Raw genomic sequence first — 22149 nt, 5'->3', positions numbered from 1 at the left:
ACTCTTCAATATTAATAAATTCAAATTCGCGAGCTTAATTGCTCACATACTTTTGCCACTGCTGATGTGGCATCAAGTTTTGCTAATTGCTTGGCGCGTATTGCCAACTGTTCAATGCGCTCTGGCTGTTGTACATACGGCAACAACAATGCACAAACCGACTCTACACTTAGCTCGCTTTGTGGCAACAGTAGTGCTGCTTGCTGATCAACCAAATATGCCGCATTGGCCGTTTGATGGTCATCAACCGCATGAGGATAAGGCACAAACAACGCCATTTTTCCTGCTGCAGCAATTTCACTGACAGTCAATGCGCCAGCACGACAAATGACGATGTCTGCCCAATCATAGGCTGTATCCATATCATCAATAAATTCAGCTACTTCTGCGTTAATTTTCAACTGCGCATAGTGTTTGTTTAATTGCGCTTTATGGCCTTTACCACTTTGGTGTCTAATAGCCAATGGTAACGAGGCATCATTCATTAGTTGTGCAAATGCTTTTGGCAATGTGTCATTGAGCGCTTTTGCACCCAGCGACCCGCCAACGACTAAACAATTTACTTGCTTCGATACAGTCTTAGGGCTTAAGTTTGCCACCGAATGACGAACTGGATTGCCCACGACCTGAGCCTGCCCAAAGGCACTCGGAAAGGCCGCCAGAACTTTGTTTGCAATTTTCGACAGCAATTTATTGCTCAGCCCTGCTACAGCATTTTGTTCATGGATCAGCAAAGGTGTGCCCGTCAGCTTTGCAGCAACCCCTACGGGACCCGTCACATATCCGCCCATTGCGAGTATCACATCTGGGCGGCGCTGTTTAATTACTTGCCTAGCCGAGAAAATAGCTTTGATCACCATAAAAGGGGCTGTTAGAAGGCGTTTAATACCACTTCCGCGTACCCCTTTTATCTTAATAAAGTCAATCTCAAAGCCATTGTTGGGTACCACTCGGGCTTCCATACGATCTTCAGTACCAATCCAAGAAATTTCCCAGCCTTGGGCTTTTAATTCATTCGCAACCGCGATACCTGGGAATATATGCCCCCCAGTTCCGCCTGCAGCAACCAGCAAACGCTTACTCATCGTTTACCTCCACGAGCACCACTTCTCGACGTTGCTTGCTTGCTAGCCATTTTGGTCTCAAAATCCACGCGCTGTAATACTCCTGCAGCCACTATCATCACCAATAAACTAGAACCGCCATAAGAAACAAAGGGCAAGGTTAAGCCTTTTGTCGGTAAAATCCCTGCACTAGCACCAATATTCACCATGGTTTGAAAGGCAAACCAAATGCCAATCGCCAGTGCAAAGTAGCCTTCATATTCCTTGTTTGCTTTGAGTGCCTTTTGACCTATCAACAAAGCCCTAAACACTAAAGTGCCCAGCAGCAGGATAATACTCACCACACCAACAAAGCCCAGCTCTTCTGCAATGACTGCAAAAATAAAGTCATTATGTGCCTCTGGCAGATATTGTAATTTTTGAACACTATTACCCAAACCTTGACCAAACCATCCGCCTTGCCCATACGCCATAAGTGATTGAACTAACTGATATCCCTTACCGAAAGGGTCATCCCAAGGCTCTAAAAAACCTACGACTCGGGCCATTCGATAAGGCTCAAAGATGATCAGTAACACTACCAATAAAACACCAGTGAGGATCAAGGCAAAGAACTGCCACAACTTTGCCCCTGCCAAAAATAATAACCCTACGGTCGTCACAAACATGACCACCACAGTACCTAAATCTGGTTGCATCAAAATCAAAAATGCATACACCGAAAATACGGCAATAGGCTTAGCAAAGCCTTTCAAGTTCTCCTGAACTTCTTCTCGTTTACGCACTAGATAGCCCGCGATATAACTGAAGAAAAACAATTTAGCTAACTCAGCGGCTTGAATTCCCACAGGCCCGACCGGGATCCAACGCTTCGACCCATTTACCTCGCGGCCTATCAACAGCACCAGCACCAGTAACCCCAGACCAAAAAGCAGCAAATAGGGATTGCACCGTTTCCACCACGTCATAGGCGCGCTGGTGCTAATCCAGAACAACACAAACCCCATACACAAAAACGCCGCATGGCGGATGGTGATATGGTAAGGATTATTAAATAACCTTTCAGCCACCGGCATTGAAGCACTCGTCACCATCACAAATCCAACGCCCAATAAACACAACATGGCATATAACAGTGGGATGTCGTATAGCGCATTGGACTGCTTAAATTGAAAGTTTAGGTTCAGTTGTGACAGTGCTAGCATCTGGTCACCTCATCGACTAAGCGGCAAAACTCTTCGCCTCGTGCCATGTAATTTGGGTACATGTCGATACTGGCACACGCGGGTGCGAGTAAAATACAGTCACCATTGCTGGCGATGGCTTGCGCTTGTTTAACCGCATCTTCTAATGTCGCGACCAAGTGGCTGTTGCGATGCATAGATAAAAACAACGAGCCATCTTTGCCAAAACCATATATCGCTTTGCAATATTTGCCCATAGGGCCAGCTAGTGGCGTAAGATCGGCGTCTTTTGCGTCGCCACCGACAATCAAGATGATCTTACCCTCTTTGGTCGCTAAGCTCTCCAACGCAGCAACCGTTGCTCCTACATTTGTCGCTTTAGAATCATTGAAATATTTGATCCCCTTGTAATCCGCCACAAGCTGGCAGCGGTGGTCAAGCCCCTTAAATTCACTAAAGGCCTGTTCAAATGCAGCGAGTGGCAACGAAAATGGCGCAAGTAAGGCCATGACAGCCAACGCATTAAACTGGTTGTGGTTGCCTTGCAACTTCATGCACGAAACAGGTAGCAGCGCTTTACCATGAGCAGCAAAATAACGCTCACCATCATGTGTCACAAGCTGGTAATCGGCATTATCCAATGCCACGCTGACACCTAGCTGACAGTTACTAAATGTGTTCTCATCGTTAGCGTTGAACACCAAATGCTCTGTATGCTGATAAATACGTTGTTTAGCTTCACAATATGCCGAAAAGTTTGGATAGCGATCCATATGATCTTCGGTAATGTTCAAAATCATTGCACTGGCGCATTTTAAGCTGTGAGTGGTCTCAAGTTGAAAACTAGACAACTCTAGTACAAATACATCAACATCTTGGTCTAAAAGATCCAACGCAGCGGTGCCAATGTTGCCACCGAGTCCAACTTTTATCCCTGCTTTATTCAATACTTGAGACGCCAGCGTCACAACGGTAGATTTGCCATTTGAGCCTGTCACCGCAACCACCGGCTTGTCATTTAGGCGTGCAAACAACTCAATATCACCAATCACTTCAACGCCATCGGCAATGGCTTGTGCAACAGCGGCCTCATACAGCGCGATCCCCGGACTGATAATAATCATGTCTGCGCTCGATAAACCCGCTTCAGCCAGAGGACCAAATACCGCTTCACAATCAGGCTCATTGTCAGCAAGCCACTGTGCGCCAGGCGGCACAGGACGGCTATCCACAATGCGTGGCACAATATTATGTGACAGCAGAAAACGCACTATACCTAAGCCAGTTACCCCCAGCCCAAGCACAGTAATGTTTTTATTTCTGATGGCGTTTAAATACTGCATTACCTAATCTTCAATGTTGCAAGTCCGGCAAGTACCAGAACGATAGAAATAATCCAGAAGCGCACGATAACACGGGGCTCTGGCCATCCTTTTAATTCATAGTGATGGTGTATCGGTGCCATGCGGAATATTCGTTGTCCACGTAGTTTGTATGAACCCACTTGTAGGATCACCGACAAGGCTTCCATCACAAACACACCACCCATAATCATCAGTACTAGCTCTTGGCGAACCAAAATAGCAATAATGCCCAATGCGCCACCTAGCGCCAGTGAGCCTACGTCGCCCATAAACACTTGTGCCGGATAGGTGTTAAACCATAAAAAACCTAACCCAGCACCCACAATAGCGGTACAGACCACGACTAATTCACTGGCTAAGGGTATATGAGGAATGTGTAGATAATTTGAGAAATTCACATTACCTGTTAAATAAGCGATGATCGCCAACGCTGACGCAACCAAAATAGTGGGTACGATTGCCAACCCATCTAAACCATCCGTCAGATTTACTGCGTTTGAAGTGCCAACAATCACGAAGTAACACATCACTAAGTAAAACAGCCCGAGTTGCGGCATAACCTCCTTGAGAAACGGAACGACTAGGGTCGTTTCTGCCGCTGAATTGGAAGAAAAATACATATAACTTGCCACTGAAATCGCAATCACCGACTGCCAGAAGTATTTCCATCTGGCTATTAGGCCTTTGCTGTCTTTTCGGATCACTTTGCGGTAATCATCGACAAAACCCACAATCCCCAAACTTCCAACCACAAACAGCGTTACCCAAACGTACTTATTATCTAGATCGCCCCACAATAGCGTGCTGGTAAAAATCGCAGCCAATATCAGTAGCCCTCCCATCGTAGGAGTGCCTGATTTCGATAAGTGTGATTGTGGACCATCATCGCGTACAGTCTGACCAATTTGCATTTTCTGCAAAGCCACAATCAATTTGGGGCCAAAATATAAAGAAATGAACAGCGCCGTCAAAATTCCCAGAATCGCCCTTAGGGTCAAATATGAAAAGACATTAAAGCCACTGTAATACTGAGTTAAATATTCCGCTAACCAAACTAACATGCTGAGGCCCCATCAGTGCCTGAGTTATGGTCACTGCCTACTAATTCTTTGACTAATAATTCCATACGTGAGCTTCGTGAGCCTTTGACTAACACAGTGCATATCCCATCCTGTGTGTTTAATTTTTGCTGTAGTGCCTCTAATAAATGCTCTCTCGTTGAAAAGTGTCTTTCTGGTTGGTCAAACACGTCACTGCTGTGGCGACTTAGTACGCCCAGTGAATACAACGCATCTATACCTTGCTGTTGAGCATACTCACCAACTTCTTGATGATATTCACGCGCCTGCTCACCAAGCTCTCCCATATCACCGAGTGCTAAAATACGGTATCCAGGCATCTGCATGAGTAGATCGATGGCTGCTTTTACCGAACGCACGTTAGCGTTATAGGTATCATCTATCACGTTAAGCTTGGTAGACGCTTTAATTAGATTCACCCGCCCTTTAACTGGGGACATCCCCTCAAGCGCAGCTGCAACATCATCTAATGTCGCCCCCAGCTCGGTCGTTAGAGCAGCGGCAATGATGGCATTAGTGACATTATGCTCACCCGGCAAGGCAAGCTGTACAGGGACTTTTTCAGAATGTGTATATAGTAGAAAGCTAGCATGAGCGGTGTCGTTCAAGCGAACCTCTTCGGCCCAAATATCTAAGTTTTGGCTGCGGGAGAAGCGCTTAGTGGTTACGTCATGTAAACCCTCTTGCCACATATCAACAAATTCACAGTCGCAATTTAAAACAGCAACACCGCCACTTTTTAATCCAGAAAAAATCTCACCTTTGGCCTTTCCGACCCCCTCAATAGAGCCAAATCCTTCAATATGCGCAGGTGCGACATTGCACACAACAGCAACATCCGGACTGGTCAGTGACGTTGTATAAGCAATTTCGCCAATGTGATTCGCGCCCAGCTCAATGACTGCAAACTCATCGTCTTCACACAAACGCAGTAACGTCAGTGGTACGCCAATATCATTGTTGAAGTTGCCTTTTGTTGCCAGTACCTTACCTTTGCGCGCTAAAATGGCCGCACACATCTCTTTGACGGTTGTTTTGCCAACACTACCCGTTATCGCTATGGTTTTTGGGGCTACTTTATCAATGACCGCTTTGCCAATCTTTCCAAGTGCCAAGCGAGTGTCTGGTACAACTAATTGTGTGATATCACAAGCAACTGGTGTATCAACTATCGCGGCTATTGCACCGCTTTTTTTCGCTTCCTCAACAAACTGGTGGCCATCAAAATTCGGCCCTCTAAGCGCAAGAAAAACTTCATTATTATTGATGGTTCGGGTATCTGTGTTGATATTGGCAATTGCCAAATTTTTCCCATTTAAGGGAGTATCAAGTACCGCTGCAAGCCAAGCCAAATCTACTTTGATCATGCACTTTTCTCCCGTAAAACTGCTTCCACATAACGTCTGTCACAAAATGGCAGACGTTGGTCTCCAATTATTTGATAATCTTCGTGCCCTTTACCCGCAACCAACACCACACCATCTTTTGGTGTGTGTTCAATGGCATAGCGGATGGCCTCTGCCCTATCAATTTTGCACACAGCATACTGTGGATTGCTGAGTCCAGCCTTAACATCATCGATAATTTGCTTAGGGTCTTCGCTGCGAGGATTGTCACTGGTTATCACCAGTTGGTCGGCGTTGCGCTCCACCGCCTGAGCCATTAGTGGTCGTTTGCCTTTATCTCGGTCACCGCCGCAGCCAAACACGCACATCACGTTGCCCGGCACATGCTGCTGTAAAGCTTGTAACGCTAACTCTAATGCTTCGGGTGTATGCGCATAATCTACAATGCAAGTTGGCTTATTAGCAACGCGAAACGCTTGCATACGACCTGCAACAGGTTGCAGCGTTTCTGCAGCGGCAAGTAACTTATCTAATGCAAAGCCTTGTGTCAGTAACGTTGCAACAGCCGCAGTTAAATTATAAATATTGAATAAACCATACAGTGGCGCACGTAGCTTACCTTTACCCCAGCTGCTGCTGATTGTGGCCTCAAAACCCAGCGCATCACACTTCACATCATCGAACCATACAAAGTTTTTAAAAGCGTGGCTCTGCGGCTTTTTGCCGTATACCACTAGGTTGTTGAATGAATACTTATTTAGCCACTGCTGTGCATATTCGTCATCAGCATTGAGTACACTGAACTTTGGTTGATGATGCTGGAATAAAGATAATTTGGCCTCGGCGTAACTTGCCATATCTGTGTGATAGTCCAGATGATCACGAGAAAGATTAGTAAATACCGCAACATCAAAGGTCGTTTCGTTTAATCGACCTTGTACTAAACCATGAGAAGATACCTCCATTGCCACTAACTTATTGTCCTGTGCGAGTTGGGCTAGGATGCGTTGCAAGTCTATGTTGGAGGGGGTGGTATTTGCAAGCGGCGTCAAGCTTTCAGGTTGGCCATAACCCAGAGTCCCGATAATTGCGGATGGGTGTTCACATTGTTTCGCCAAATTGGCAATCATAGTGGTGGTTGTGGATTTACCATTAGTGCCCGTTACGCCAACTGTGCACATTCGCGTGCTGGGATACTGATAAAACTGTGCGGCTATCTTGGCAATGTGAGCGTTCAAGTTCGGTACGCGAACTAGTAATGTTTCATCCACATCCACTTCAACTTCACTGCTTTCATCGATCAACACACAAACAGCACCGCGCTCAAGTGCGGATAAAATATAATCTTCGCCATTTTGTTGATGGCCGCGCAATGCAACAAATGCATCGCCTTCATTTACTTGGCGGCTATCTAAGCGTAAATGCGCCACTACGATACCACAGCACTGTACGTTAAAGCATTTCAACACTTGGCTAATATCACGACTCATTACCAAGCTCCGAAATATAGGCTACACGCTCTTTGTCTGGCGCTACATTTAAAATACGCAATGCATTAGACATAATTTCTGCAAAAGCAGGGCCAGATGTATGACCACCATAATACACATCGCCGCCGGGTTCATTCACCATCACTACAACCGCTAAACGAGGGTCGCTCACCGGTGCAATACCTGCAAAGTACCCCACATATTCATCACCATAGCCGCCTGCAATTGCTTTTTTTGAAGTACCTGTTTTACCAGCGGCACGATAGCCATCTACTTTAACACTCTCAGCGGTGCCACCTCGCTCAAATACGGACTCCATCATCTCAACCACAGCACGAACATCTTCCTCAGCAAAAACACGCTCTCCCTCTGGTGGGCTTGTTTGCTTTAAAATTGTCAGCGGTCTTAGCACACCACCAGACCCAAATAGTGAATAAAGACGTGCTATCTGTGCGGTGCTTGCGGATACCGCGTAACCATAGGCTAATGTTGCTATTTCAAAATCTGACCAGCGTCTGTTGGGGTAAAACAATCCGCTACTTTCTCCCACCATCATAGTGCCAGTATCTTCACCAAAACCCACTTTTTGATATAAGCCAACCATATAATCTTTGGGCAGCATTTGACTGATTTTTGCCACTCCCATGTTACTGGATATCTTCAATATCTCACGCAACGTCATCTCGCCATTGTTACGCGTATCTTGTACTAAACTGCCCCCTAAGCGCATCCATCCAGGATAGGTATCAACCGTGTCTTGAGCTTCAATTGCGCCATAATCAAGACCCGCCAGTACAGCCAGTGGTTTGAGTGTTGAGCCAGGTTCAAATAAATCGGTGATGGCTCGATTTCTACGTTTATAAGGTGCAGCATCACTCATATCATTGGGGTTAAAACTTGGGCTGTTAACCATTGCCAGCACTTCCCCAGTTTTAACATCAACGACCATCGCTGAGCCTGAGGTCGCTTTATAACTGAGCACCGCACTTTTGAGCGCACGATAAGCAATGGCTTGAATACGTAAATCAATACTCAGCTCGATGTTTTCAGGTTCCACGCGCTGCTCTTCGGAGAGCACCTGTACTTCTCGACCTTGTGCATCCTTACGAATGGTGCGCTTACCTTCAGCGCCAGTGAGTGCAGTTTCAAATAAACGTTCAACGCCCTCAATGCCTTTACCATCAATGTCAGTAAAACCAAGTATGTGAGCGGTTACCTCACCACTTGGATAGAAACGTTTTGACTCATCAAGTAAATGAATACCTGGCAGCCCAAGTTGACGAATATAATTAGCAACCGCCGGAGTGACTTGACGCTTTAAATACACAAAGCGCCTGCTGGGATCGTTGCGCAAGCGTGTATCTACATCCGAGTTTTTGATTTGTAGTACATCCGCCAATTCGCGCCAACGTAATTCGTTTTCGTACCATTGTTGTTTACGGCGCGCCATTTCCTGTTCGTTATCAGCCAGCGCTTTGTGGTCTTCACCATTTTTACGTGCCGTTTTTAACACTTTTTTGGCGATTGATTTATCCAACGCTAATGGGTCCGCATAGACACTAACCACAGGCACGCTCACGGCAAGCTCCTTGCCGTTGCGGTCAAAGATCATGCCCCGTTGTACTTTGAGCTTTTCTACCCTTACCGTACGTTTGGCATTCTCTTCACGCGCTTTATCTGGCTCTATCACCTGCAAATAGGCGGCACGTGCCACAAGTGTAATAAATACCAAAACTAATAAACAACACACCAGAGCAAAACGCCAGGTGATTAGGCTCGTGACTATTTTTCCTCTATTGTTCACTGTAACACCACCACTTGCTCATCTTTGCTGGTTGGACGCTTCATATTGAGTTGTGTTTTGGCTATCTCCTCAATGCGCGCGTGCTGAGAGTAAAATTCCTCTTCAACAACTAGATAACGCCACTCTAAATCTAATTCATCCCGTTGTTGTAGTAATTCATCCTGACTGATCAACTGTGTCCTTGTCAGGTGCGTTACCTGAACAACCGCCAAAGCAGTAACCAAAATAGATAGCAGCAAAAACAGGGTCAACTTGTTTGCAAGTAACCCCTGAATGATCTCAACGAATAGCTTTGGCTGTCTGTCTATATGTTTGTTCATTAAAGCTTTTCCGCCACTCTTAACACTGAGCTTCTTGCCCTTGGGTTTTCCGCGACCTCTTTTGCGCTTGGTTTAATGGCTTTGCCCACTGCCTTTAACGTCAGATTTTGTTTAAGTTGTGCATCAGTTAAAGGCAGACCTCTGGGCATCGCTTCTCCCTTACTCTGCTTCTTGATGAACTGTTTCACAATTCTGTCTTCCAGTGAATGAAACGAGATCACCACCAAACGTCCTCCTGGCTTCAACACCTCTAAAGACGCCTGTAATGCGGTTTGAATTTCTTCCAATTCGCTGTTGATATAAATACGGATAGCTTGAAAAGTACGCGTTGCAGGGTGCTTATGCTTGTCCTTCACTGGCACAGCGTCATCAACTAATTCAGCAAGCTGCTTAGTCGTTGTAATAGGAGTGTGAACGCGCGTTTCCACGATTTTATGTGCAATACGGCGACCAAATTTTTCTTCACCGTACTTTTTAATCACAAATGTAATGTCTTCCAGATCCGCCTCAGCAAGCCACTGTGCCGCACTGCGCCCTGAACTTGGATCCATACGCATATCCAGCGGGCCATCATGCATAAAACTAAAGCCACGTTGTGCATCATCTAGCTGCGGTGAAGACACTCCTATATCAAGTAAAATACCGTCAACTTTCCCCAATAAACCCGCTTGCTCAGCAACCTCTTTGATATTTGAAAAGCGCGAGTGTGCTATTGAAAAGCGGCTATCATCAGCAAACTTTTTCGCAGCTTCTATGGCTTGCGGATCTTGATCGATGGCTTGTAAGCGACCTTGCTCACCCAAACGTGACAAAATTTGCCCTGAATGACCACCTCGACCAAATGTGCCATCGATGTATATGCCTTGTGGATTGATTGCAAGCGCCTCTAGCGTCTCTGCCATCAATACCGACACATGTTGAAATTGCGCCGTCATGCTCAAATTTTGCCTTACTTTCTGTTACAGCGAGAAATTATCAAGTTCTGGGGAAGACTCAAATTCACCACCTCGCTCAAGCTCAGTGTCAAGTTGCATCTGTTGATGCCAACGATCTTCGTCCCAGATCTCAAACTTATTCAACAGCCCTACCAACATGATCTTCTTACTTAACCCTGCATGAGTTCGTAATGAAGGTGCTAGCAAAATGCGGCCATTCTTATCTAATTGATATTCAGTAGCGTGGCCCAGCAACATACGCTGTAAGCGCCTTGCTCTGGGATTCATATTGGATAGTTTTTGTAAGCGAGCTTCGATTTCATACCATTCGCTCATGGGGTACAACCATAAACATGGTTCGTTAATAGCAATAGTGCAGATCAGTGCGCCCTGTTCTTCTGACAGCAGTTGTTGACGATACTTCGTTGGTACCGCAAAACGCCCTTTGTCATCTAAGCTCAGTGAGCTTGCACCTTTGAACATTAAAAAACCAACCCCAACCTGCCTAGTACTCAAGATCCAATTTGATCCACTAAAAACCACTTTTTACCACAATACTACAGTCTAGGGCTTGACAGCACTTTATGTCAAGCAAATATAGGGCGGTATATGGCTTTTGAGACCAGAAAAAATGCGGGTTTCGCGAAAGTCTATGAATTCGGTGGAAAAAAGTGGGAACAATGAAAAACTACGACTTCATAACAGAAAAATTACAGGAATTTAGCAGCAGGAAAAATAAAAAATTCTTCCAAAACTGAGCAAAAATACGTCCTAACGCTCAATCTCACCAGCTAATAATTAATAAAAAACTCCCAACTACTTGGCGATAAAGCTCACAGTTTAGTATTATGCGTTGTTGTTTAATCATCGCTCTGGGTGTGATTATTTCTAATTTATCAATACCAAAACGTTTTTATCGTCTGCTATTTCTTATTTGTATCCCGGGTTTATTGGTGATACTGGCTCAGTTACTCGATGAACGTTCCGAAATACTAGAACAAAGTGAGCACCACGCACTGCTGCTTGCTCAGCATATTGTTGCAGTACAGAGCACAGAAATTAATAACACCAAGGCGTTATTACTTAAGCTCTCCCAGCAAGTGACCGTTCGTGATTTCACACAGGGCCAATGCCCTCCATTGCTGGATCATGCACAGATCCTATCAAATGATATTGCCAATATTGGCATTGTTGCATTGAATGGGCAGGTAATGTGCTCACTACAAACAGGCACACGTTCAATCAACATCAATGATAGAGATTATTTTCAAACAGTACTCTCGACTAATCAATTTGCGATAGGCCACTATCAACAGGACCGCTCTGTGCATCGCGCTACCGTCAATTTTGCCATGCCAATCTTTAATGACGCAGGGGTACTGAAAAGCGTATTGGTTGCGGTAAAACCGCTGGATAAATGGAGCCAAGCACTGGCCAAGCTGCCGCTGCCACAAAACAGTCAGGTTATGCTCAGTGATGCAAATCACAATATCATTGCACACTCTCCCTTTAACCAAGCATTACTAGGCACCCACAGTGATGACTACTGGCCGCAGATCAATCCAAACCAAGCACAAATATTAGATGACGATAACGGGCATAGACGTATTTACTTCACCCTGCCACTTACTAAAGATAGTACTCCTAATCCATTGACAGTCCATGTTTCTCTACCGTTTGAGCAGGCCATAGCTCAGGCCAATAAAGAAGTGGCAATCATTTTACTGCTATTTTTCCTCGCTATCGCAGTATTAATGTGGCAAGCCCACTGGAATCTGCAACGCGTTATTTTACGACCGTTGCAAAATCTCGTTGACGCGATTGAAGAGCTTTCTCAAGGTTTACCAGTGCGTTGGTCACAAAAATCACAAACCCCTGAATTTAATGCCATTGCTATGAGGTTTGAGCAAATGGCCAATATTCGCCTGAATATTGAATCTGCGCTGTCACATAAGCATGCAGAACTTAGTGCGCTGCTCGAATCTATGCCCGACAGTTACCTGCGGCTCAGTAAACAAGGCAAAGTATTAATGCGCCATGGCACATTCGCCAAGCAAGCACAGCAATTAGAGGACATGTTTCCTGAACATATCTACAAACGTTTGATGAGTGAGCTATCTAAGCTAAATGAACATAGCCATTGTCAACTTGAGTTTTCATTGCATGACAACCAAAACAGACATGTGTACGAGTGTCGTCTTAGCCCGATTACGCATTACCAACAAGCAATCGTAGTGATCCGTGATATCAGTCAGCGTAAAAAACAAGAAGAAGCCATCAACCTCGCGGCGTTAGTTTACAACAACAGTAGTGAAGGTATGGTGATCACCGATGCTAATGGGCACATTCTTGATACCAACCCGGCCTTTAGCCAAGTAACAGGATTTAAACGTTCGGAAGTGATCGGTAAAACCACGGCCATTTTAGCCTCTGGCAAACATGAGCAAGCTTTTTACGAGCAGATGTGGCAGCAACTAGACAAAGATGGCAACTGGCAAGGTGAGATAGTCAATCGCCGTAAAAATGGCGAGCTATACACCGAGTGGCTGACGATTAATAGCGTCTACAACGCCAACAATGAGCCCTATCGCCGCGTTGCAATTTTTACCGACATAACTGAAAAGAAAAAACAGGATGAATTGATCTGGCGACAAGCACACTATGACCAGCTCACTGAGCTTGCTAATCGAACCCAGCTGAAGCGCCACCTTAAAAGCAGGCTTGGGCAAAGCAAACAGGCACTGGCCATTTTGTTGCTTGATTTGGACCACTTCAAAGATATTAACGATACGCTAGGACACTTTTACGGAGACCAGCTGTTGATGGAAGTCGCTAACCGACTGACCCAACTCAGCCCTTTGTGCAGTCTGATCTCACGCATTGGCGGTGATGAATTTGTGTTGGTCACCCGTTATTTGGATGATGAGGCACTTGCTGAACTTGCCGATAAAGTGTTGCAACAGCTACAACCAAACATCAATATTGGTAATGAATCCTGTCATATTAGTGCCAGTATCGGAATTGCCCGTGCGCCAAAAGATGGCAACACCAGTGAACACTTACTCAAAGCGGCCGACCAAGCCATGTATCAAGCCAAACAGCAGGGTCGCAGTGGCTATACATTCTTTAGCAATGACATGCGTGAGCAAGCTGAAAACCGCATGAAACTACTCAAAGACTTACGTATTGCGCAGCAACATCAACAGTTTTGTCTTTATTATCAGCCCATTGTTAACCTTAATACCCTGAATATAGAAAAGGCTGAAGCACTGATCCGCTGGCAGCACCCACAGAAAGGGTTAGTCAGCCCCGATGTATTTATTCCATTAGCCGAAGAGACACAATTGATTCATAAAATTGGCGAGTTCATTTTTGCCTCAGCTTGCCAGACTTTAGGCAAAGTGAGAAAGAGCGGCGAAAACTTACAACTCAGTATCAATGTCTCTCCGGTACAGTTCACATCGAAGCATTGCTATTTAAACCAATGGCATATACATCTAGAACAGCATAATTTAGCACCTCATGACATTGTGATTGAGATCACAGAAGGGCTAATGATGAATGCTCAGCCAAGAACACAGAAAAGGCTCAATAACCTCACCGCACAAGGATTCTCGCTGGCGTTAGATGACTTCGGCACTGGCTACTCGTCATTGGCTTATCTCAAGCAAATGGATACGGATTACATCAAGATTGATAAACGCTTTGTGGATGGTATTGCTGACAACAAAGATGATTTAGCCCTGTGCGAGGCCATGATCATGATGGCGCACCAGTTAGGCTTGCAAGTCATCGCTGAAGGCATTGAAACACAAGCTCAGCATCAGCTCTTACAGCAGGCAGGATGTGATTTTGGGCAGGGCTATTACTACGCTAAACCGATGCCAGAAGAAAGCCTCCTCGCTTTACTATCCAATGATTAAAAATGAAAAGGCCACCCAACGGTGGCCAAGATCCAAGGGAACTTGCTGTTTAATTCACCTCTACTGAGATTAATTACTCTTGACTAAGGCCAAGTGCTACCATCATTTTCTGGCCAATATCAACATGGTGTTGCATGGTAGAAAACTGTTTAGTAACGCCTTCTGGGCCAAATGCATAAACAGGTACTGGTGCAGATGTGTGAGTACCAGTACCCCAAACTACGCTTTGTTGAGCCGCAAGTACGCGCCCAACTTTAGCCGTAAAGTCTTCGGTGTCATACACATAGAAATCTGAGAAGTCTTCAAATTTCGGTAGCGGGTAACCATCGCTATTAAAATCTTCAGCCGCGTTCACTTTTGCAGCTTGCTCATAAGTTACGGTGTAAGGCGTGTACTTCTCAATTGCGTCTTTCCATTGTTGATCTGTGGCATTCGAGTAATCATAGCTACCATTTACTTCGCCTATCACATCGTAGAAAGTACCAGTCTGCGAATAGAGAGTATCTAATATCTCTAAACCACCGAAGTTAAACTTAGGCTTATAATCCTTACCTCTCATGCCATCACCGGGTAATGCCACAGCATCTGGTTTGTTGTGACTTGAGTAACTAAAGCCAAAACTACCTGTTTCGTGGTCTGCTGTAACAAGCACAAGTGTGTCATTGCGGTCTTTCACCCACTCATATACTGCTTCAACGGCTTCATCAAACTTTAATAGTTCATTGAGCATCCAACCGGCATCATTTGCGTGACCCGCCCAGTCAATCTGACCGCCTTCAATCATCAAGAAAAAGCCATCTTCATCTTTTGACAAGATATCCAGCGCTTTGACTGTCATCTCTTTCAACGAAGGCTGTGTACAGCTGTTATCTGCTTTACAGGCTTTATATGCGATACCATCAGCCATACCAGAGTTAGCAAATAAGCCCAGCAACTTGCTGGCATCACTATTGGCTAGTTGCGTTTTATCAAATGCTAAGGTGTAACCGTGCTGCTCTTTAGCTTCTAAAGCGATATTGCGCTCGTCACTACGTTTTGACTTTTTATAGACACTTTCAGGTGCGCCCAAATCGGCCATCACTTTTCTATCGGCTTCATCCGTGCTGATATCTGAAGGGACGAATACACGAGCACCACCGGAAAGCATCACATCTACCATGCCACTTTCTACCATCTGTACGGCAATTTCGGCTTCATAAGAACGATGTGGCTGGTGAGCGGCAAACGCAGCTGGAGTAGCATGGGTCAAACGTGTATCTGATACCAAGCCCGTAGCCTTACCCGCTTTTTTCGCTTTTTCTAAAATGGTTTCAACGATGTAGCCCTGATCATCCAAACCGATCATTTCTGAACCCGCAGCTTTACCAGTCGCCAGTTGTGTTGCAGAACATGCAGAATCGGTTACCAAACTGCCATTTTCGCCATGAGGGGCGTTCAGTGATAGGCCTAAGTGTCCATTGTTGGCAAGCTTTGATAAAGCCGTTTGATTGCTACGCGTGTTATAAGTTGAGTTAGGTGCGCGACGCGCATACTCTTCTAACAATCCAACTTGTTGAGCCCCCATGCCATCACCAATCATCAGGATGACGTTTTTCACAGAAGTGACCGGGGTAACGGGTACTTCTTTAATGACTTCAACTTCCTTAATAACTTCAACTGTTTTGGTGTCGTCGTCATTACACGCGGTGAGTAAAACAGCCGAAACGGCTACTGCAAGCAATTTTTTGTTCATTATGTTTTTCCTGTAACGTGAGCGCTCAGTTGCCAAAATCGCAACTGATTAAATTGCGGCATAGCTTAAGGAACATTAATGACTTTTTAATTTCAAAAAAATGACAATTTGAGTGCAAACTCTAAAGTTGGAATATAATAGCTGGAAATATTAGTAATATATTTCAGTGAGTTATTTTCACTTGGCTGCGCACTTTATTTAGCAAAACAAAATAAAGTACCGTTTATCCCTAATCTCTTTTCTTTTGAAGAAAACGCAATGCAATAGGTCGCGTGCTGAGCCCATGTAAAAACACACTGAGCAAAATCGTGTAGGCCGCAACCTGTGCAATAAGCTCAGTACCCTCAATATTTGCTTGTAGTAGCATCAGTGTCAGGACCACTGACGCCAGTCCTTTTGGCCCAAACCACGCCAGCGTCAACTTCGCTTGAATATCTATTTTCGTTGGTAATAAACTTATAAATACAGGAACGATACGAGTTACGCTGACCGCCAACAAAGCATACAACCACGCGGATGGCTGCTCATTTAATAGCACGGTTTGGCTAACAATCACGCCAAACAAAACCCATATCAACAACGTGGCAAAGTCAGCAATATGTTCACTGTCTTCAATGAGTTGCTCCTTAAAACTATGTTGATAGAACCTATCAAATAACAGGCCACTGACGAACACTGCAATAAAACCACTGCCATGAAGTAATTGAGTACATGAAAATATAGCCATCGCAATACCAACAAATACAAATGGGCTAGAGTTAAGCGCAAACAAATGCCTTTTATGGGCAGCGACAATGGCGGTAATCGCCAACCACGTCAGCACACCCGACAGCAACAGCGCAATCCCCACCTCTTTAGCGAACAAGCCCAGTAGCTCAAACCAGCTTGCTTGCGTCTGCCCCACCATTACCGCTAACAAAAATACAAAAACAGGAATACATAAACCATCATTTAAGCCACTTTCAATATTGATGGCTTCTCTTAACTTGGCCGGCACATTCTTTTTGGTAATAAACCCTTTGCATAAAGCTGCATCGGTTGGACTGATGATCACGGCAAGCAAAGCCGCATGTAGCCATGATAGCCCCAGTAACCAATGTGCCAGTAAAGTGCCAAATGCCATAGTCAGTGGCAGCGCCACTAACAGCATTAACACGGGAAGTTGGTAGGAATGAAAAAGTACCCTTAGCCGTGTTTTTGCCGCATCGCTGAACAGCACAATAGCCAAGGTGATTTCTATGATAGGCAGCACTAAAGCACTGTCTTGAATCTGGAAATGCCAAGCATCGGTAAACCACCAACCAAGAACACACCCTAAAGATACAAACCAAATCGGCCCCGTTAGCTCAGCTCGATTTAGCTGACGTACACTGATTGAATAAATAAAAATCGCCACACCAATACAAGCCAGTGCATAATCTTCCATGTGATTCCCTTACACCTTGCCAAAGTGGATATAAAAAAACCGTCATCAAATGACGGTTTGGTCAATCACTTAAGCATGCGTCAATCTGACAAATAACTCAATATGCGTTTATACCTTGTTTGGTTTAGGCTTAAAGCGACGGCGCTTAGGCTTTGCATTGGTTGGGTTGTCAATTGCTGAGCGAACCTGTTGCGCCTTGGCATTTCCAGAGCCCGCTGGTTTACCCTTTTTCGCAGCTGGATTTTGTTGACGCTTGTTAGCATCCACCGCTTGGTGGTCTTGATGAGGCTTTGGTTTCTTAGGCTTTTTGGGCTTTTTAGCCTTAACCGGGCGTGTATCCAGTGCCTTTTCTGGTACTGGGTGCGTCGGTTCAAAACCAGGCTCTTGTGCACGTGGGATCAACGCACCAATAAAACGCTCGATTCCATATAGATCTGGTGCATCATCTAATGTCACAAACGACACCGCGAGGCCATCACTGCCCGCTCTCCCTGTACGGCCAATACGGTGTACATAATCTTCGTAAATATTTGGTAAGTCATAGTTCACAACATACGGAAGCTCAGCGATGTCTAATCCACGCGCCACTATATCTGTTGCCACAAGCACCGAGATCTCACCCGTTTTGAAGCCATTAAGTGCCTTGACACGCGCGGCCTGTGATTTATTACCATGAATTGCTGCACCGCTTATTTTGTCTCGCTCTAACTGAGTCACCAAACGATTTGCACCATGTTTAGTACGACAAAAAACCAGTACTTGCTGCCACTTTTTGCTGCGGATCAAATGGCTAAGTAGTTTAGTTTTTTGCGCTTTATCGATGCCATAAGCAAACTGCGTCACCGTCTTTGAGGCGGCATTTTTGGGTGTAACTGAAATCTCTACCGGATCGATGATCAACCCTTTTGCCAATGCTTGAATCGGCTCAGAAAAAGTCGCTGAAAACAGTAAGTTTTGGCGCTCCTTTGGTAGCAACTTAATAATTTTTTTGATGTCGTGGATAAACCCCATATCCAGCATACGGTCCGCTTCGTCCAGCACCAAAGTACGCAGTTGATTAAATTTAACCGCATTTTGGCTATATAAATCCAACAAACGCCCAGGCGTGGCGATTAAAATATCCACCCCTTTGCGTAATTGCATCATCTGCGGGTTTATTTTAACACCACCATACACAACAGCACTGCGTAATCGTGTGCCCTGACTATATGCTTCAACGTTCTCAGCAATTTGTAGCGCAAGCTCACGAGTGGGCGCCAATACCAGCGACAAAGCCTGATTGGCATGAGGGCGCGGCTGATGTAATAGCTGTTCAATTATCGGGAGGGTAAAAGCGGCAGTTTTGCCCGTCCCCGTTTGCGCCGCAGCCATAACGTCTTTTCCAGATAATACAGCTGGGATACCTTGAGCCTGAATGGGCGTGGGTGTGCTATAGCCTTTTTCGGTAATACAGTGAACAATTTCGGGAGATAAACCCAAGTCAGAAAATGTCATTTAAACTCTCATGTGTTGGGGCTTATCTTCAACAATTAGGATAGGATCACAACAGTGGCATAAGCCCGAGTAACAAAACGTGTATGCGCATGTTTACTCAGCCAACTGTGTATGCATAAAGCTGATGACGACCATCACCTTATAGGCAAGACACTCAGTATAACAGATAGCAGCAAGTTACTCAGCATTGTACTGAGAATATCAAGCATTATGCTCAAAACCTCACTCCTTATAACCAAATCACAATTGATTAACATGTACCTAAGCTTTATGCTGAGCTTTGCGTTGAGCAAAAATAATACAACTGTAAAGGAAACATCATGAACCTAAACAAAAGAAAAATGCTGTCAGCATTGCTAGGGCTATCCGCCTTGCCAATGCATGCATTCGCTTATGACTGTACAGGTCTATCAGCTTGGAATACGAGTGAAGTCTATGTAAAGGGCGATCTGGTCACACAGCAAAATAGTGCTTTTGAAGCACAGTGGTGGACCAGAGGTGAATCACCCGTCAACAATTCTGCCCCCTACTCAGTTTGGAAATCACTGGGGCAATGTGGCGGCAATCAAACACCAAACATTACTCTAACCAGCCCTACTGATGGTACTGTTTTGCCAGTAAATGACAGCGCTGTTTTTAGCGCACAGGCAAGCGACAACGATGGACAAGTGGTACAAGTCGAGTTCTTTGTTAACGACCAGTCCATTGGCATAGACCGTGATGAACCATATCAAGTCAACTGGCAGAGCGTTTTGGGGGAGTATCAAATAAGTGCAACGGCAACGGACGATCAGGGTGCCACCAAAAAGAGTAACATCGCCACACTGCTTGTGCGAGATGGTATGCCCAACCTGCCACCTACCATCGAGTTATTGAGCCCTGCCCACAACAGCCAATATAAAACCGGTGAAGCCATCAAGATCAGTGCGGATGCACAGGATAAAGATGGACAAATCAAGGACGTTAGCTTTTGGTTAAATAACACCTTATTGGCAACTGATAGCAACGCACCTTACGAGTATAACTGGGTAGCAAGCGTTGGTGAGCAGCAAATTAAAGTCGTTGCCACTGATGATTTAGCTGCAACAGCAAGCGCCCAAGTAACTGTAGCAGTAACCGACCCAGATTCGGGTGGCTGTGCAAACATCCCAGCTTATCAAGCGGGAGGACCCTATGCTGCGGGTGATGTTGTTTCTCATAACAACCACAAATACCGCTGTGATGTCGGCCCGTGGTGCAGCTCAACAGCACTGTGGGCATACGAACCCGGCGTGGGGCAGCACTGGCAGGAAGCGTGGACTGACCAAGGTATCTGTGCCATCAAACCTGACGTTAGTTTTGTAACGCCAGCACCAAACAGTACGCTCTTGCAGGGCAATCAATATGAAATCAATGTGACTGCCAATGATGCTGATGGGCAAGTCGCACAGGTTGATGTTTATGCAAACAATACATTGCTTGCCAACCTGACCCAAGCCCCGTATAGCGTGAATTGGCAAGCTCAGCCATTGGGCACGGTATCACTTAAAGCGATTGCGACCGACAATGAGGGCCATCAAGGCATAAGTGAACAGGTGGTCAATGTGACAGATAAACCCTTGGTTGCCAGCATTACGGCCCCTACCGCTGGCACACAAATAACTTTGGGTAACTCGGTGCAACTCAAAGCCAGTGCCGCGGCTTTAGTTGGCGAGGTGACTCAAGTGAGTTTCTCGGTGGATGGGGTGGTTATCGCTACAGATACCACTGCACCATATGCTGCACCTTATACTCCTGCCAGTCTAGGCGCTAAAACGATTGTTGCAATTGCCAAAGACAATCAGGGCAATGAAGCGAGCAGTGCTGGTGTCAGCGTAAAAGTCATAGACAAACCGCTTGGCAAAACTCATAAGCTAATTGGTTACTGGCACAATTTTGTTAATCCAGCTGGTTGCCCAATACCGCTAAATCAAATGTCGGATGCATGGGATATCATAGACATTGCCTTTGCCGATAATGATCGAAATTCAAATGGTACTGTTCATTTCAATCTGTTTGAAAAAGACATTCATTCAAATTGCCCACCAATCGACCCTGTGCAATTCAAACAAGATATGCGTAACCTGCAGGCACAAGGTAAAGTATTTGTGTTAAGCCTTGGCGGTGCTGAAGGGACCATTACACTCAATACCGACAGTGATGAGGCAAACTTTGTTGCCAGTCTCACCGATATCATCAATGAATGGGGTTTTGATGGCTTAGACATAGACTTGGAAAGTGGTTCAAACCTAGTACATGGCTCACAAATTCAGGCTCGCTTACCTAGAGCCTTGAAACAGATTGAGCAAAATATTGGTGGCGATATGGTACTGACCATGGCCCCTGAACACCCATATGTGCATGGTGGCATGATTGCCTACACGGGTATTTGGGGCGCTTATATTCCCCTTATCAATGAACTGCGCGATACGCTAGATCTATTGCATGTACAGCTATACAACAATGGGGGTTTGCCCAACCCTTACGAGCCTGGCAGCGCGCCAGAGGGTTCAATCAATATGATGGTTGCACATGCCAAGATGCTCATTGAAGGCTTTGAATTGGCCGATGGCACTCAGTTTATGCCACTTCGCGATGATCAGGTTGCAATTGGTTTGCCCTCTGGCCCTCAATCAGCCAATTCCGGTCAAGCGCCGATAGGTAATATCACCGCGGCATTAGACTGTTTAATCAAGGGTGTGAGCTGTTCGAGTATTGTTCCGAGCAAGTTGTACCCTAATTTTGGAGGGGTGATGACGTGGTCCATCAACTGGGATAAATACGATGGCTATAATTTCTCGAAACCCATTGGCGACAAACTAGATCAGCTAAATCAAGCACACTAAGCTGCTCATAAAATCATACACGCGCATATTAAACTCATATTCCTGAGTTTAATATGCCTTTTTAATAAGCCGCATTTAAATTCACCTAGCTACACAACGAGCAATCAACCAACTAAATCTTCGC

The 22149-nt window shown here is 45.3% G+C and carries 15 protein-coding genes; 2 read left to right on the top strand and 13 right to left on the bottom strand.

What is annotated here, in order from left to right; genetic code table 11:
• Positions 1-20 precede the first annotated feature (20 nt).
• Genes murG through mraZ form a run of 10 tightly spaced genes read right to left on the bottom strand, consistent with a single transcriptional unit; the run spans position 21 to position 11069 of the window.
• Entirely contained in the window at positions 21-1085 is a 1065-nt protein-coding gene (murG, locus tag L1070_RS05250; protein WP_237124736.1) for an undecaprenyldiphospho-muramoylpentapeptide beta-N-acetylglucosaminyltransferase, read from the bottom strand.
• Positions 1082-2269 carry a cell division protein FtsW gene (gene ftsW, locus L1070_RS05245; protein ID WP_070983212.1) on the bottom strand — a complete coding sequence of 396 codons (1188 nt, stop codon included), beginning with the start codon at positions 2267-2269 and terminating at the stop codon, positions 1082-1084. Before ftsW ends, murG begins: the two co-directional genes overlap by 4 nt.
• Complete coding sequence (gene murD / locus L1070_RS05240; protein ID WP_237124735.1) at positions 2263-3591, bottom strand: UDP-N-acetylmuramoyl-L-alanine--D-glutamate ligase; 1329 nt, start codon at positions 3589-3591, stop codon at positions 2263-2265. The genes ftsW and murD overlap by 7 nt, the downstream gene beginning before the upstream one ends.
• A complete protein-coding gene (mraY, locus tag L1070_RS05235; protein WP_237124734.1) occupies positions 3591-4673 on the bottom strand; it encodes a phospho-N-acetylmuramoyl-pentapeptide-transferase in 1083 nt (360 codons plus the stop codon). Before mraY ends, murD begins: the two co-directional genes overlap by 1 nt.
• Complete coding sequence (murF, locus tag L1070_RS05230; protein ID WP_237124733.1) at positions 4667-6058, bottom strand: UDP-N-acetylmuramoyl-tripeptide--D-alanyl-D-alanine ligase; 1392 nt, start codon at positions 6056-6058, stop codon at positions 4667-4669. The genes mraY and murF overlap by 7 nt, the downstream gene beginning before the upstream one ends.
• Positions 6055-7527, bottom strand: a complete 1473-nt coding sequence (locus tag L1070_RS05225; RefSeq protein WP_237124732.1) for a UDP-N-acetylmuramoyl-L-alanyl-D-glutamate--2,6-diaminopimelate ligase — start codon at positions 7525-7527, stop codon at positions 6055-6057. The genes murF and L1070_RS05225 overlap by 4 nt, the downstream gene beginning before the upstream one ends.
• Positions 7517-9331, bottom strand: coding sequence for a penicillin-binding transpeptidase domain-containing protein (locus L1070_RS05220; RefSeq protein WP_070983207.1), 1815 nt, complete (start codon positions 9329-9331; stop codon positions 7517-7519). Before L1070_RS05220 ends, L1070_RS05225 begins: the two co-directional genes overlap by 11 nt.
• On the bottom strand, positions 9328-9651 hold the full coding sequence (gene ftsL, locus L1070_RS05215; protein ID WP_070983206.1) for a cell division protein FtsL: 324 nt from the start codon (positions 9649-9651) through the stop codon (positions 9328-9330). The genes L1070_RS05220 and ftsL overlap by 4 nt, the downstream gene beginning before the upstream one ends.
• Positions 9651-10586, bottom strand: a complete 936-nt coding sequence (gene rsmH / locus L1070_RS05210) for a 16S rRNA (cytosine(1402)-N(4))-methyltransferase RsmH (RefSeq protein ID WP_070983205.1) — start codon at positions 10584-10586, stop codon at positions 9651-9653. Before rsmH ends, ftsL begins: the two co-directional genes overlap by 1 nt.
• Positions 10587-10610: 24 nt before the next feature.
• Positions 10611-11069: a division/cell wall cluster transcriptional repressor MraZ gene (gene mraZ / locus L1070_RS05205; protein ID WP_070983204.1), complete on the bottom strand. Its 459-nt coding sequence runs from the start codon at positions 11067-11069 to the stop codon at positions 10611-10613.
• A 365-nt stretch (positions 11070-11434) separates the two neighbouring features.
• On the opposite strand from mraZ, the gene L1070_RS05200 reads away from it, so the two are divergent.
• Positions 11435-14509, top strand: coding sequence for an EAL domain-containing protein (locus tag L1070_RS05200; RefSeq protein WP_237124731.1), 3075 nt, complete (start codon positions 11435-11437; stop codon positions 14507-14509).
• A 73-nt stretch (positions 14510-14582) separates the two neighbouring features.
• Here the strand turns inward: L1070_RS05200 and L1070_RS05195 are convergent, their stop codons facing one another.
• From L1070_RS05195 to L1070_RS05185, 3 genes are all read right to left on the bottom strand, one after another.
• Positions 14583-16241: an alkaline phosphatase gene (locus L1070_RS05195; RefSeq protein WP_237124730.1), complete on the bottom strand. Its 1659-nt coding sequence runs from the start codon at positions 16239-16241 to the stop codon at positions 14583-14585.
• 229 nt (positions 16242-16470) lie between these two features.
• Positions 16471-17667, bottom strand: coding sequence for a cation:proton antiporter (locus L1070_RS05190; RefSeq protein ID WP_237124729.1), 1197 nt, complete (start codon positions 17665-17667; stop codon positions 16471-16473).
• 108 nt (positions 17668-17775) lie between these two features.
• On the bottom strand, positions 17776-19161 hold the full coding sequence (locus tag L1070_RS05185) for a DEAD/DEAH box helicase (protein ID WP_237124728.1): 1386 nt from the start codon (positions 19159-19161) through the stop codon (positions 17776-17778).
• 320 nt (positions 19162-19481) lie between these two features.
• On the opposite strand from L1070_RS05185, the gene L1070_RS05180 reads away from it, so the two are divergent.
• On the top strand, positions 19482-22025 hold the full coding sequence (locus L1070_RS05180) for an Ig-like domain-containing protein (RefSeq protein WP_237124727.1): 2544 nt from the start codon (positions 19482-19484) through the stop codon (positions 22023-22025).
• The last annotated feature ends 124 nt before the right edge of the window (positions 22026-22149 follow it).

The organism is Pseudoalteromonas sp. MMG022, assembly GCF_021654245.1.
Lineage (GTDB): Bacteria > Pseudomonadota > Gammaproteobacteria > Enterobacterales > Alteromonadaceae > Pseudoalteromonas > Pseudoalteromonas amylolytica.
Note: the sequence above shows the minus strand (reverse complement) of the source record. Positions and strands in the feature narration are given on the sequence as shown.

Bases quoted from the DNA above. Each gene is read 5' to 3' on its own strand.
- L1070_RS05225 (WP_237124732.1), bottom strand. From the start codon at position 7,527: ATGAGTCGTGATATTAGCCAAGTGTTGAAATGCTTTAACGTACAGTGC.
- L1070_RS05200 (WP_237124731.1), top strand. From the start codon at position 11,435: ATGCGTTGTTGTTTAATCATCGCTCTGGGTGTGATTATTTCTAATTTA.
- L1070_RS05180 (WP_237124727.1), top strand. From the start codon at position 19,482: ATGAACCTAAACAAAAGAAAAATGCTGTCAGCATTGCTAGGGCTATCC.
- mraY (WP_237124734.1), bottom strand. From the start codon at position 4,673: ATGTTAGTTTGGTTAGCGGAATATTTAACTCAGTATTACAGTGGCTTT.
- L1070_RS05195 (WP_237124730.1), bottom strand. From the start codon at position 16,241: ATGAACAAAAAATTGCTTGCAGTAGCCGTTTCGGCTGTTTTACTCACC.
- rsmH (WP_070983205.1), bottom strand. From the start codon at position 10,586: ATGACGGCGCAATTTCAACATGTGTCGGTATTGATGGCAGAGACGCTA.
- L1070_RS05190 (WP_237124729.1), bottom strand. From the start codon at position 17,667: ATGGAAGATTATGCACTGGCTTGTATTGGTGTGGCGATTTTTATTTAT.
- mraZ (WP_070983204.1), bottom strand. From the start codon at position 11,069: ATGTTCAAAGGTGCAAGCTCACTGAGCTTAGATGACAAAGGGCGTTTT.
- murF (WP_237124733.1), bottom strand. From the start codon at position 6,058: ATGATCAAAGTAGATTTGGCTTGGCTTGCAGCGGTACTTGATACTCCC.
- murG (WP_237124736.1), bottom strand. From the start codon at position 1,085: ATGAGTAAGCGTTTGCTGGTTGCTGCAGGCGGAACTGGGGGGCATATA.
- ftsL (WP_070983206.1), bottom strand. From the start codon at position 9,651: ATGAACAAACATATAGACAGACAGCCAAAGCTATTCGTTGAGATCATT.
- L1070_RS05185 (WP_237124728.1), bottom strand. From the start codon at position 19,161: ATGACATTTTCTGACTTGGGTTTATCTCCCGAAATTGTTCACTGTATT.
- ftsW (WP_070983212.1), bottom strand. From the start codon at position 2,269: ATGCTAGCACTGTCACAACTGAACCTAAACTTTCAATTTAAGCAGTCC.
- murD (WP_237124735.1), bottom strand. From the start codon at position 3,591: ATGCAGTATTTAAACGCCATCAGAAATAAAAACATTACTGTGCTTGGG.